Annotated in this window: 12 protein-coding genes and 1 other RNA gene; 3 read left to right on the top strand and 10 right to left on the bottom strand. The window is 64.7% G+C overall.

Annotated features, from left to right (window positions below; genetic code table 11):
• Window positions 1-63: 63 nt before the first annotated feature.
• The 6 genes from rnpB to E0501_RS11245 form a co-directional block, all read right to left on the bottom strand.
• An RNA gene (rnpB, locus tag E0501_RS11270) (RNase P RNA component class A) lies at window positions 64-457 on the bottom strand.
• A gap of 51 nt (window positions 458-508) precedes the next feature.
• The gene (locus E0501_RS11265) at window positions 509-1117 is read right to left on the bottom strand and encodes an N-acetylmuramoyl-L-alanine amidase (protein WP_137701823.1); all 609 of its coding nucleotides are present in this window, start codon (window positions 1115-1117) and stop codon (window positions 509-511) included.
• Window positions 1118-1198: 81 nt separating this feature from the next.
• Window positions 1199-1948: a hypothetical protein gene (locus E0501_RS11260; RefSeq protein ID WP_137701455.1), complete on the bottom strand. Its 750-nt coding sequence runs from the start codon at window positions 1946-1948 to the stop codon at window positions 1199-1201.
• Between the two features lie 36 nt (window positions 1949-1984).
• On the bottom strand, window positions 1985-3472 hold the full coding sequence (gene gatA / locus E0501_RS11255; protein WP_137701454.1) for an Asp-tRNA(Asn)/Glu-tRNA(Gln) amidotransferase subunit GatA: 1488 nt from the start codon (window positions 3470-3472) through the stop codon (window positions 1985-1987).
• Complete coding sequence (gene gatC / locus E0501_RS11250) at window positions 3472-3759, bottom strand: Asp-tRNA(Asn)/Glu-tRNA(Gln) amidotransferase subunit GatC (RefSeq protein WP_137701453.1); 288 nt, start codon at window positions 3757-3759, stop codon at window positions 3472-3474. Before gatC ends, gatA begins: the two co-directional genes overlap by 1 nt.
• A gap of 33 nt (window positions 3760-3792) precedes the next feature.
• Window positions 3793-4455 carry a ceramidase domain-containing protein gene (locus tag E0501_RS11245; protein ID WP_137701452.1) on the bottom strand — a complete coding sequence of 221 codons (663 nt, stop codon included), beginning with the start codon at window positions 4453-4455 and terminating at the stop codon, window positions 3793-3795.
• Window positions 4456-4517: 62 nt separating this feature from the next.
• On the opposite strand from E0501_RS11245, the gene E0501_RS11240 reads away from it, so the two are divergent.
• On the top strand, window positions 4518-5210 hold the full coding sequence (locus E0501_RS11240) for a metal-dependent hydrolase (protein ID WP_137701451.1): 693 nt from the start codon (window positions 4518-4520) through the stop codon (window positions 5208-5210).
• A gap of 35 nt (window positions 5211-5245) precedes the next feature.
• Here E0501_RS11240 and E0501_RS11235 read toward each other — a convergent pair whose 3' ends face one another.
• The 4 genes from E0501_RS11235 to E0501_RS11220 form a co-directional block, all read right to left on the bottom strand.
• On the bottom strand, window positions 5246-6130 hold the full coding sequence (locus E0501_RS11235; RefSeq protein ID WP_137701450.1) for an NAD(P)-dependent oxidoreductase: 885 nt from the start codon (window positions 6128-6130) through the stop codon (window positions 5246-5248).
• The gene (locus E0501_RS11230; RefSeq protein WP_137701449.1) at window positions 6127-6864 is read right to left on the bottom strand and encodes an SDR family oxidoreductase; all 738 of its coding nucleotides are present in this window, start codon (window positions 6862-6864) and stop codon (window positions 6127-6129) included. Before E0501_RS11230 ends, E0501_RS11235 begins: the two co-directional genes overlap by 4 nt.
• Before the next feature lie 243 nt (window positions 6865-7107).
• Window positions 7108-8739 carry an amidohydrolase gene (locus E0501_RS11225; protein WP_137701448.1) on the bottom strand — a complete coding sequence of 544 codons (1632 nt, stop codon included), beginning with the start codon at window positions 8737-8739 and terminating at the stop codon, window positions 7108-7110.
• Window positions 8740-8754: 15 nt separating this feature from the next.
• Window positions 8755-10389, bottom strand: a complete 1635-nt coding sequence (locus E0501_RS11220; protein WP_205123486.1) for an amidohydrolase — start codon at window positions 10387-10389, stop codon at window positions 8755-8757.
• A 105-nt stretch (window positions 10390-10494) separates the two neighbouring features.
• Here E0501_RS11220 and E0501_RS11215 point away from each other — a divergent pair, with 105 nt between their 5' ends.
• A complete protein-coding gene (locus tag E0501_RS11215; protein ID WP_137701447.1) occupies window positions 10495-11439 on the top strand; it encodes a LysR family transcriptional regulator in 945 nt (314 codons plus the stop codon).
• Window positions 11440-11531: 92 nt separating this feature from the next.
• Window positions 11532-13088, top strand: a complete 1557-nt coding sequence (locus tag E0501_RS11210; RefSeq protein ID WP_137701446.1) for an ABC transporter substrate-binding protein — start codon at window positions 11532-11534, stop codon at window positions 13086-13088.
• Window positions 13089-13132 lie beyond the last annotated feature (44 nt).

Raw genomic sequence — 13132 nt, 5'->3', positions numbered from 1 at the left:
GTTCGCGTGACGCGCCGCCGCGCGGCGGCGCTCACCGCCTTTCACCACGGCCGGGCCCGAAAAACGCGCGGAGGGCCTGTAAGCCGGATTCTGTCCAAGGGGTCGCCCCCTCTGGATGACCATTCCTCTGCGCCCGCAGTTGCCCGCGGGCTCCAGCTGCCAACCCGGATCGTTCGGGCCAAGGCGCCCCTGCCGTGATATCCCGAAAGATCAAACCGGCGCACGATCCCTATTCGGCATTGCTCCCGGTGGGGCTTGCCATGCGGGCGCTGTTGCCAGCCCCCCGGTGGGCTCTTACCCCACCGTTTCACCCTTACCCCCGTCGAAACGAAGGCGGTTTCTTCTCTGTGGCGCTTTCCGTCAGGTTTCCCTGCCCGGGCGTTACCCGGCACCGTTGCCTTGTGGAGTCCGGACTTTCCTCGCGGGGTCGCCCCCACGCGGCCATCCGGCCCTCCGCGCAATAGTTCAGATAGTGATGAACCACGTCACCGTCAACGTAGGCCGGGCTTCAGCCCGGCAGCACCGCCACCGGCCAGCGCGCCGCCAGGTCGGCCATTGCCGCCCTGTCGGCATCCTCAAGCTCCCCCTCGGCCCAGGGCCGGAACCGCAGCCGGAACGCGTCCAGGATCGCGCCATCCTCTACGTCCCCCACCGGATAGCCGAACGCCGCCGCATCGGCCGCGAAATCCCCCGGCGTCCCGGCGCCAGGCCACACGCTCAGCCCCGCCCGCGCCAGCCGTGCCCAGTCGAACCGCCGCCCCGGATCGCCCTTGCGCCCCGGCGCCATGTCGGAATGCCCGATCACCCGCTCGAGGCGGATGCCCCACCGATCCATGATCCCGCGCATCAGCCCCTCCAGCGCCGCCATCTGCGGCTCCGGGAACGGGTGGTCACCCCGGTTGGCCAATTCGATCCCGATCGAGCGGGAATTCACGTCCGCCACATCCCCCCATCGCCCCGCCCCCGCATGCCAGGCGCGCATCCCCTCATCCACCATCTGCCAGATGCGGCCACGTTCGCAGATCAGGTAATGCGCCGAAACCTCGACCTTCGGGTCGCACAGCCGCTCCAGTGCCGCCCCGGCCGTCGCCATCGCGGTGTAATGCAGCACGATCATGTCGGGGTGTGCGCCGTCCCGCCGCGCCCCGAACGAGGGCGATGGAGACCAGGTCACCGTAGAGTGGGGGTTCACCCCACCTTACCCGTTCCTGGCAGCCCGGAAGGGCGTCGGATCCCAGGTGCAGGCATAGCCGTCGCCATCCGGGTCCAGCCCCAGGCGGTCCTTCTGAGGTCCGCCCTGTTCAAGGAACTCCTGCTGCGCCAGGTCGGGCGACGGATATTTCGCACAGTTCTTCTGGTACTTCGCCTGCGCGTTAAAGCTGCTGCGGCGATACATGCTCTGGCCGCGCGGATGCGACGTGCTCAGCGCGTATTGCACGATATTGGGCCCGGACGATCCCGTGCGCGTCGGCACGGCCGTCGGCTGGATGATCTGGTATTGCGCCTGCTGCTGGCGGCGCAGCTCGGCATCGTCCTGGATCGAACGCCGCTGGCCGACCGCGGCGAAATCGTTTTCCCGGGAAATGCCCGACGGGTTGTTCACCACCTGCGGCGGCGGGTTCGACGGGCTCGCCTGCAGCGGCTCCTGCCCGGAATTGGCCCGGGTTGCCTCCAGCATCGCGCGGGTCTCCTGCGCCACGTCGGCGCCGGCCGCGGGCGCGGAGGTGGACGTGGTGGACGCCGCCGAAAGCGGCTGGTTCGACAGCGGCTCGGACGAAACCGCCTGCGCTGGCGGCAGGGCCTGCCCGGTCAGCTGCGCCTCGCGCGCGGCCTGTTGCTGCTGGTATTGTGTATAGTCGCCAAAGCCCACGCCGGCCCCGCTATCGGGGATCGTCGGCTGACAGGCTGCCAGCGCCAAAAGCGCCACACCGCTCAGGTAAAACCGCATATTCTCAGGTCCTGCCACATTGCCTTTTGGCGGTCTTTACCACCATTTGCCGGGCTTGGCCACAAATCCGGACGCCTGCTCAAGCGCATAGGCGCAATTCAGCAGATCGCCTTCTTCCCACGGCCGCCCGATCAGTTGCAGCCCCAGCGGCAGTCCCTGCTTGTCCAGCCCCGCCGGTACGCTGATCCCCGGCAGCCCGGCCAAGTTCACCGTCACCGTGAACACGTCGTTGAGGTACATCGCCACCGGATCGGCCTCGCTCATCTCGCCCAGGCCGAAGGCGGCGCTCGGCGTGGCGGGCGTCAGGATCGCGTCGATGCCTTGCGCGAACACATCCTCGAAGTCGCGCTTGATCAGCGTGCGCACCTTGCGCGCGCGGTTGTAATAGGCGTCATAGAACCCGGCGGACAGCACGTAGGTCCCCACCATCACCCGGCGCTGCACCTCGTGGCCAAAGCCCTCGGCGCGGGTCTTCTCGTACATCTCGGTGATACCGTCGCCCTGCGCCAGCTTTGCCCGGTGGCCATAGCGCACCCCGTCATACCGGGCCAGGTTCGAAGACGCCTCGGCCGGCGCGATCACGTAATAGGCGGGCAGCGCGTATTTCGTGTGCGGCAGCGAAATGTCGACGATCTCGGCACCCGCGGCCTTCAGCATCTCGGTGCCGTCGGCCCATAGCTTCTCGATCTCGGCGGGCATGCCTTCCATCCGGTATTCCTTGGGGACACCGATCTTCTTGCCCTTGATGTCGCCGGTCAGCATCGCCTCGAAATCCGGCACCGGAATGTCAGCGCTGGTCGAATCTTTTGGGTCATGCCCGCACATCGCCTCCAGCATGATCGCCGCGTCGCGCACGTCCTTCGTCATCGGCCCCGCCTGGTCGAGCGAGGAGGCAAACGCCACGATGCCCCAGCGCGAACAGCGCCCATAGGTGGGCTTGATGCCGGTGATGCCCACGAAGGCCGCCGGCTGGCGGATCGACCCGCCCGTATCGGTGCCCGTCGCCGCCAGGCACAGGTCGGCCGCCACCGCCGCGGCCGAGCCGCCCGAACTGCCGCCGGGCGTCAGCGGCGTGTCGTCATTGCCGCGCCGCCACGGGTTGACCGCATTGCCGTAAACGCTCGTTTCGTTCGAGCTGCCCATGGCGAACTCGTCCATGTTCAGCTTGCCCAGCATCACCGCGCCCGCATCGAACAGGTTCTGCGTCACGGTGCTTTCATATTCCGGCTTGAACCCATCCAGGATCTTCGATGCTGCCTGGCTCGGCACGTGCTTGGTGCAAAAGAGGTCCTTGATGCCCAGCGGGATGCCACACATCGCCGGCGCGTCGCCCTTGGCGATCCGCGCGTCTGCCGCCTTCGCCTGCTCCCGCGCGATCTCGGGTGTGTTGTGCACGAACGCGTTCAGCGCGCCCGCGCCCTCGACCGCCTGCAGGCAGGCCTCGGTCAGTTCCGCGCTGGTCACCTCTCCGGCGCGCAGCTTGTCGCGCGCCTCGGCAATGGTCAGTTGGTTCAGATCAGCCATTATTCCACCACCTTCGGAACCGCGAAAAATCCTTCGCGCGCATCGGGCGCGTTCGCCAGGATCTTGTCCTGCATGCCGCCATCGGTCACTACGTCCTCGCGCCGCTTCAGGCGCATCGGCGTGACCGAGACCATCGGCTCGACACCTTCGACATCCACCTCGTTCAGCTGCTCGATAAAGCCCAGCACGGCGTTGAACTCACCGGCCAGCGCTTCCAGCTGGTCCTCTTCCACCTTGATCCGGGCCAGCTTGGCCACCTTCGCGGCTGTATCCTTGTCGATCGACATGCGCGACTCCTGCGAGTTTCGTCGAACAGGCTCTTACCGCCCGCGCCCCGCGGCTTCAAGACAATGCCGCCGGTAAACCTCGATCATCCAGCCCAGCATCACCGCGTTCAGCAGATGCCACACCGGATGCGTGCCCAGCGGCCAGACCGCGCAGAGCGGTTGATCCAGCGACCGGAACAGGATCGACACCACCAGGATCCCCGCGCCAATGGCCAGCCCATGCGCCGTCGCGGGCGCGCGGTGGCGCAAAAGACCGGCATGGATAAAGATCAAAAGCGGCACCGGCGCATAGCCCGCCGACGATCCCAGCCCCGGTATCAACCCGAACACCGGCGCCAGCGCCGCCGCATAGGGAACAAACAGCGCTGCCATACCCAGCGCGGGCCACCGCCCCATGCCCCAGAAATCGCGATGCGTGGCATAGATGTAGACCAGGATGTACAACAGGATCGGCAACACATCGGCCAGCCCCGCCCAGCGCTGCGCGACGGTATGAAACAGGAAACTGCCTACCCCGATCGCCGCCAGCACCGCCACCAGCGCCCACGCGAGCGGCAGGCGCGCGCCGCGCAACCGCCACGCCATCACTGCCGCCGCCAGCACGAAGGCCAGGTTGGTCGACGCATTCAGCGGCTCGGCCCAGAACGTCGCGTCCAGACGCTCGCAATACCCGTCCACCGATGCCGTCCAGTCCATCTTGCCCCTTCCCCTGGCCGTCCCGCATGTTACGCTCTGCCCAAACAGATAGGGAGGCAACCATGAAAATCATCTGGCTCGGTCACGGATCCTGGCGCATCGAAACGGGCGGTCAGGTCCTGCTCATCGACCCCTGGCTTACCGGCAACCCGGTCCTGCCCGAAGATCGCCATGACGAAGCGGTCGCCGGTGCCACCCACATCCTGCTCACCCATTGCCATTTCGACCATGTCGCCGACCTGCTGCCGCTCTGCCGCAAACTGAATGTGCCGGCGGTTGGCCAGTATGACATCATGGCCCATTTCGGCGAACATGAAGGCATCGAAACCGTGGGCTTCAACAAGGGCGGCACGGTCGACCTGGGCGGCGTGAAGGTCTCGATGGTCCCGGCCTCGCATTCCTCGACCTTCGGCACCCCGGACGGCCCAAAAACCGGCGGCTCCGAAGTGGGCTTCATGATCGCCTCCGAAGGCCACACCGTATATGCCTCGGGCGATACCGACATCATGGCCGACATGGAGTGGATGGGCGACTATTACAAACCCGATATCGGCATCCTCAGCGCAGGCGGCCATTTCACCATGGACATGAAGGGCGCGGCCTATGCCGCCAAACGCTATTTCAACTTCAAGACGGTGATCCCCGGCCATTACAAGACCTTCCCGATCCTCGCCCAGGACGCCAATGACCTCACCGCCGGCCTGCCCGGCGTCAACGTGGTCGAACCCGTCCTGCTCGACCCCATCGAGGTCTGAACCGCCCGCGCCCGCACGGCCGCGGGCGCGGTGGATCAACCCTTGCCGAACAGCTCGGCGCGGATCTCGGGGCGCAGCAGCTCGCTCAGCCGCAGCGCCCCGTGTCCCTGCGCCTCCGCGCGCTGGAACAGGTCATGCACCGCAGCCGAGAGCGGCGTCGTGCGCCCCATCCCGTCCAGCATCTCCGCGATGTAACGCATGTCCTTGGCCGCGTTCTCGACCGAAAAGACATACCCGCGGAAATCGCCGTCCTTGGCGTTTCCGATGATCCGGTCCAGCACGCCCGACGACGCCGAACCGCGCGTGACCACGTCATAGAGCTTGCTCCAGTCGATCCCGGCCTCGGCGGCGGCATGGAACGCCTCGGCCACCAGCGCGGCAATGCCCATCACCATGTAATTGTTCACGAACTTCGCTTTCGCCCCGGCCCCGACCGGGCCGAAATGCTGCACCGTCGAACAGCACAGCGACAAGATCGGCTCGATCCGCGCAAAATTCTCAGACGATGCCCCGACCAGCGCGCCAAGCTGCGCCGCCTCGGCCTGTTGTGTGCCGCCGGTCAGCGGGCTCTCGGCAAAGGCAACGCCCCTGTCCTCCAGCATCTCCGACAGGCGCAGCGTTGATGGCAAGGCCGAGGTTCCGGTGTCGATCACGGCCTGGCCGGGCCTCAGAACCGGCATCATCTCGCCCACGACACGCTCCACCACGTCCGAATTCGGCAGGCAAAGGATCACGACATCGCAGGCCCGGGCAAGCGCGGCGGCATTTTCATGTTCCACGGCCCCGTCCTGCAAAAGGCCGTCGATCGCCCCGCGATCGCGATGCGCCATCGTGTGCAGCGCGCCGGTCGCGGCCAGGATGTTGCGCGCCATGCCGGCGCCCATCGCACCCAACCCGATGAACCCGATCCGCTCCATCATATGGTCCAGCCGCCATCCACCACCATGAACTGGCCGGTGGTCACCCGCGATTCATCCGACGCAAGATAGACAACCATCGGCGCGATATCCTCGGGATGGGTCATTTCCCGCAGCGGCTGGCGGTCCAGCATCGCCTGGTAGGCGGCCTCGTAATCGCCCCGCGCTGCCATCCGCGCCTTCAGCGACGGCGTCAGCACCGTGCCCGGGCAGATCGCGTTACAGCGGATGCGGTCATGGATGTAGTCGGCGGCGATCGATTTGGTCAGGCCCATGACCGCACCCTTGGTCGCGCCATAGGCACAGCGGCTGGCCGCGCCGGTGATCGACGACACGACCGAGGCCATGTTGATGATCGATCCGCCTCCGGCCTCGATCATACCGGGCAGGAAGGCTTCGGCCATCCGCGCCATGCCGCGGATGTTGATGGCAAAGGACCTGTCCCAGTCCTCGTCCGTCGCCTCAAGCAGGGTGCCGTCATGCACCCAGCCCGCGCAGTTGAAGAGGACATCCGGCACCGGCGCCGAGGCCGCGAATTCGGCAATCGCGCCCGCGTCCGTCACATCCAGCACCGCGGTCTTGATGCTGTCATGCTCCCGCGCCAGGGACTCGAGCGCCGCCGCGTCGATATCCGTGGCATGAACCGTGGCGCCTTCACGCGCCATCGCGATGGCCGATGCCCGGCCGATCCCGGCGCCCGCGGCCGTCATCACCACCGTCTTGCCTGCAAGCCTCATGTCGAAAACCCCCGATAATGCCCACCCTGATCAGAGGCCCGATCTTAGCCGGGTTGCGGTAGCTGACAAGCGCCATCAGGCCCCGTACGCAGGGTTAAGCCTTTTTCGGAACCAAAGGTAAAATTCGTTCGGCAGCCGGATGTCAGCCGGGGGGGTGCACGCATGTCACCCCCCGATTTTTCGCCGAAAAATCGTGTTAACCGCCCGGGACACTGGTGAAACGTTTTTTCAACGCCCGCACTGTCACAGCAGGTGCGGCACGCCCCCCGTGACCGTGCCCAGCACCGGCACATCCTTGAGCGACATCGGGTCGACCGCCGTGGGGTCCTCGCCCAGAACGGCGAAATCGGCGCGCTTGCCCGCCTCGATGCTGCCCACCTCGCCATCCATCTTCAGCGTATAGGCCGCGCCCAGCGTAATGAGCCGCAGCGCCTCCTCCACGCTGATGCGCTGCGCCGCGCCCAGCACCCGTCCCGACATCGTTACCCGGTTCACCGCGCACCACGCGGTGAACAAGGGCCCCAGCGGCGTCACCGGCGCGTCCGAATGGATCGCCAGCTTCACGCCGGTATCCAGCGCCATGCGGCACCCATCCATGCGCGCCGCGCGGTCCTCGCCAATGGTCTTGGCCGCGTGCCGATCGCCGAAGTACCAGATATGATTGACAAAAAGGTTCACGCAGACGCCCAGTTCGGCGGCGCGCTCGAAAAGGTCCCGGCCCATCATCTGGGCATGTTGCAGCACGTGGCGCGCGCCCGGCCAGGGGTGTTTGCGGGCGGCTTCCTCCATCGCGTCCAGCGTCACTTCGCTGGCTTCGTCACCATTGGTGTGGGCATGCATCTGGATGTGCTCACGCTGCATGACCTCGCATAGTTTGTGGATGGTTTCGGGCGGCGTGTTCCACAACCCGTTGGGCTGCCCGCCCACGTATCCGGGCCATTTCACCCGCGCGCTCCAGCCCTGGATCGAGCCGTCGGTCATCAGCTTCACCGCGCCCAGCCGCAGCTTCTCGTGGCTCTTGTCGCGCACCGCCAGCGCTTGCGCGACGATGTCCTCGGGGCTCGCGTTCATTGCCCCGATCGTGGGCACGATTCGCACCGGGTAGTCGTCCTCCCCCGTCACCCGCGCCAGCTCGCTTACCCCCTCTTCCGTCAAGGTCGCAAACAGATCCGTCGCCGTCGTCACCCCCGCCCGATTGCACACCATTCCGAACTGGCGAATGTATTTGTCCTGGTGCGCCTTGGTGCGGTAATCCATGCCCAACCGCCGCATCACAGGGAACATCGCGGCCATCTCCTGCAGCTCACCATTCGGCGCGCCATCGGGTCCCTTCATCACCCCTTCGACATTGGTTTCATGGGTGTATCCGACCAGGTCCAGCGTCTTCGAATTCACGCACATCAGGTGCCCTGAGGAGAACAGGAACGCGACGGGCCTGTCGGAGCTGATCTGGTCCAGATGATGCCTGTTCAGCCGCTCCGACGTCAGGAAGATCGGGTCGAACCCCCAAGTCAGCAACGGCTCGTCCGGACCAAGGTTCCGTTCGGCATAATCGCGCATGTCGGCAATCACCGTTTCGATATCCTGCTTGCCGCGCCACAGCTTTCCGAACGGATCGACCCGGTCATGGAACCCGGCATAGGCGTAGTCCCAGATGAACCCCGCCATCATGTGGCAGTGCCCTTCGACAAAGCCGGGCATCAGCACGGCATCGGCCAGGCTGTCATCATGGGTCACTTGCCCCCACTGATCGGCACAATCCGCGCCGCCCACGGCCAGGATGCGCCCGTCCCGCACCGCCACATGCGTGGCTTCGGGGCGGTTGGGGTCCATGGTGATGATCTTCTTTGCCTTGAATATCGTGATCCCAGCCATCGCGTCTCTCCCCGATCAGTTGTTCAGCAGGCTGACATGCCCGCCCGTGACCGTGCCCAGCACGGGGATGTCCTTCAGCGCCATCGGATCGACCGCCAGCGGATCGTCGCCCAGCACGGCGAAATCCGCGCGCTTGCCGGCTTCGATGCTGCCCACCTCGCGGTCCATCTTCAGCATATGCGCCGCGCCCAGCGTGATCGCGCGCAACGCTTCATCCACGCTGATGCATTGCGCCGCCCCCAGCACACGGCCACTCATCGTTACCCGGTTCACCGCGCACCACGCGGTGAATAAGGGGCCCAGCGGCGTCACCGGCGCGTCCGAGTGAATGGCCAGGTTCACACCCGAATCCAGCGCCGCGCGGCAGGCATCCATCCGGGCCGCGCGATCCTCGCCAATGGTCAACGCCACGTGCTGATCGCCGAAATACCAGATGTGATTGGCAAAGAGGTTCACGTTGATACCCAGCTCCGCACAGCGCTCGAACTGGTCGCGGCCCATCATCTGGCCATGCTGCAGCACGTGCCGCGCGCCCAGCCAGGGGTGCTTGCGGGCCGCCGCTTCCAACGCGTCGATCGCCACCTCGCTGGCTTCGTCGCCGTTGACATGGATGTGCATCTGCACACCAGCCTTCTGCATTTCCATCGCCATGTCCGCGATCTGTTCGGGCGCCATGTTCCAGATGCCATTGGCCTGACCGCCCACGTAATGCGGCCATTTCACCCGGGCGGTCCAGCCCTGGATCGACCCGTCGGTCATCAGCTTGACCGAGCCGAGCCGCAGCTTGTCGGTCGAGTGTTTGCGCAGTGCCAGTGCACGCTCGGCGCTCTGCTTCGGATCGGTTCCGGCCACGCCCAGAACACTGACCAGCCGCACGGGAAACCCGTCCTCTCCGGTCACTGCCAAGAGGCCATCCACATCCTCGTCAGCCATATCGGCATAGAGATCGGTCACCGTGGTTACACCGGCGCGCAGGCAAACCTGCCCATAGGTGCGGATCGCCTCGGGTGTCTGGGTCAGGCCGCGGAAATCCATCCCGACCCGGCGCATCACTGGGAACATCGCCGCCATTTCCTGCAACTCGCCGTTGGGCTCGCCATCCGCGCCCTTGACCACTCCCTCGACATTCGTCTCGCGCGAATACCCGGCCATCTCGAGAGCCTTGGAATTCACGCACATGAGGTGGAAATTTGAAAACATGATCGCGACCGGGCGCTCGGTGCTGATCCGGTCCAGGTGTGCCTTCGACAACCGCTCGCCATCGAAGAAGATCGGATCCAGCCCCCAGCCGATCAGCGGCTCACCCTCGGCCAGCCCCTTTTCGTATTCCGAAAGGTCGCGCACGACCGTCTCGAGATCCGGCTTGCCGCTCCACCACTTGCCGTTCGGGTCCATCCGGTCATGAAACCCAGCATAGGCGAAATTCCACATCGCCCCTGCCATCATGTGGGCATGCGCCTCGATCATGCCCGGTATCAGCACTGCGTCGGCCATGCTGTCATCATGCGCGACCTCGCCCCACTGATCGGCGCAATCGGCGCCGCCCACGGCCAGGATATGCCCGTCGCGCACCGCCACATGCGTGGCCTCGGGCCGGTTTGGATCCATCGTAATGATCTTCTTTGCCCTGAAAACGTTGATCGCGCTCACGTCATGCCCTCCCTGATGCAGACTTCAGCCTATGCCCGAGGCCAACCTTCGTAAAAATGGATTTACTGTCTGGATAAAGTCGATTTTCTGGTGGAATGTGAATGCATGCACTTCACGCTCAAGCAACTACGCTATTTCGATGCCGCTCTGCGCACCGGCTCCATTGCCCGCGCGGCGATCGAGATGAACATTTCGCAAAGCTCGATCACCGCGGCCATCGACTCGATGGAACAACATGTCGGCACCGAACTGTTCCGCCGCATCCCGGCCAAGGGCCTCGTACCCACCGACACCGGCCAGCGCGTCGGCCGGCTCGTTTCCGCGTTTCTCGAACAGGCGCGCGTGTTCGAGTCCGATCTCATGTCGCTGTCCGGGGCGCCGGCCGGCACGCTCAGCCTCGCCTGCTATGCGCCCAGCGCGCCGCATGTGCTGCCACCGGTGCTGCGCCAGCTCGCGCGTGAATACCCCTCGATCAGGATCGACCTGAAAGAAGGCGACATGCAAACCATCAACGAGTTGCTCAGCGCCGGATCGGTCGACCTTGCTCTTACGTATCGGCGCAACACCCCAGAGAAGATGCCCTTTATCCCACTCTTCCGCGCCCGGCCCTGGGTGCTTTTGCCGGAAAGCTCGCCGCTGGCCCATGAAGACAGCGTTGCGCTGGAAGACCTGGCCGAGATGCCGATGATCCTGCTCGACCTCGCCACAACGGAACGCTATTTCAGCGAAATCTTCTCGTCCCGCGGCCTGCGTCCCAACGTTGTGCACCGCACAAAGAGCTCGTCGGTGCTGCGGGGCCTCGTCGCCGCCGAGTTCGGATACTCGCTGCTCAATATCTGCGGCCCGAACGATCGCTCGGGCCAGAACGGCTATGTCGTGCGGCCCCTGCGTGGCGATGTTCCTGCGCCGCGATTCGGCGTCGCCTGCACCCAGGCGGCCCAGCGATCGGCCATGGTTCAGGCAGTGCTGAACATCATGACCGAACTGGCCAATAAGGGTGGCTTTGATCACTTACTCATCGGCGAAACGACCGAAAGCACCACAGAATAGTGTTTCTCCATTCAGAAAACACGGTTTTCTGTGCCTAGGTCCCCCGTTAGCGTGACTCCCAGTAAACAAAAAACCAACCGGGAGACCACGACATGAAACTCATGACACGCCTCATGGGCGCGGCGGCCATAGCGGCCGGTACGCTCGCCTCTGCCCCTGTTTTCGCCGAAGGCGGGACGCTGGTGATCGCCTCGACGCAGGTGGCCCGCCACCTCAACGGCGCCGTGCAATCGGGCACGGCCACTGCCGTTCCGTCGACCCAGATCTTCGCCTCGCCCCTGCGCTACGACGAAAACTGGGAACCGCAACCCTATCTCGCTAAAAGCTGGGAGGTCAGCGATGACGGCCTGACCGTCACGCTCAACCTCGTCGACAACGCCACCTTCCACGATGGCAAGCCGGTCACGTCCGAGGACGTCGCCTTCTCGATCATGACGACGAAGGAAAACCACCCCTTCAAGTCGATGTTCGCGCCCGTCGAAGCGGTTGAAACACCCGACGCGCACACCGCTATCATTAAGCTCTCGCAACCGCACCCGGCGCTCCTGCTTGCGCTCTCGCCGGCGCTCGCCCCGGTCATCCCCAAGCACATCTACGGCGATGGTCAGGACGTGAAATCGCACCCGGCAAACTCGGCTCCTGTTGGCTCGGGCCCGTTCATGCTTGAAGAGTTCAAGGCCGGCGAAGTGACCGTGCTGAAGAAAAACCCCAACTTCTTCATCGACGGCCGCCCCAAGCTCGATGAAATCATCATCCGTATCATCAAGGACCCCTCGGCCCTGCTGATCGCCATGGAAAACGGCGAAGCCGATCTTTACCCCTTCATGGCCGGCAGCCAGGAAATCAAGCGGCTTGAAAAGGCAGATCACCTCGCCATCACCGCAGATGGGTATGCCGGTATCGGTCCGATCAACTGGCTGGCCTTCAACACCACCTCGGACAAGCTCAAGGATGTGCGCGTGCGCCAGGCCATCGCCTATGCGGTGGACCGCGATTTCATCACCAAGGCCCTGCATCGCGGCGTCAGCCAGCAACAGCGCGGCCCGATCATCGAAAGCTCGCCCTTCTTCATGGTCCCGGACGAGACCTATGACACCGATCTCGACAAGGCCAACGCGCTCATGGCCGAGGCGGGCTTTGCCGACGGTATGGAACTGACGATCGACTATATCCCGGGTCCGAAGGAACAGCAGCAATCGGTCGCCGAATACCTGAAATCGCAGCTGAAAAAGATCGGCATCGACCTGACGGTGCGCGCCGCGCCCGACTTCCCCACCTGGGCAGGCCGTGTCGGTGGACACGATTTCGAGCTGACGATGGATATTGTTTTCAACTGGGGCGATCCGGTGATCGGTGTGCACCGCACCTATCTCTGCTCGAATATCCGCAAGGGCGTGATCTGGTCGAACACCCAGCAATACTGCAACGAGAAAGTGGACGAGATCCTGGCCAAGGCCGCGGTCGAACTGGACGTCGAAAAGCGCAAGGCGCTCTATGCCGAGTTCCAGCAGATCATTGCGCAGGATGTGCCGCTCTACACCATCAACTCGCTGCCGTATCACACGGCCTACGACAAGAAACTCACCAACGTTCCCACCGGCATCTGGGGCACGATGCACCCGATGGATATGGTGGAATGGTCTGAGTAACGCCGCACCGCTGCCCCTGGCCACCCCGGGGCAGCCCCCGCATC

The organism is Marimonas lutisalis, assembly GCF_005434965.1.
Taxonomy (GTDB): domain Bacteria; phylum Pseudomonadota; class Alphaproteobacteria; order Rhodobacterales; family Rhodobacteraceae; genus Marimonas_A; species Marimonas_A lutisalis.
This window is presented reverse-complemented; position numbering and strand designations above follow the sequence as displayed.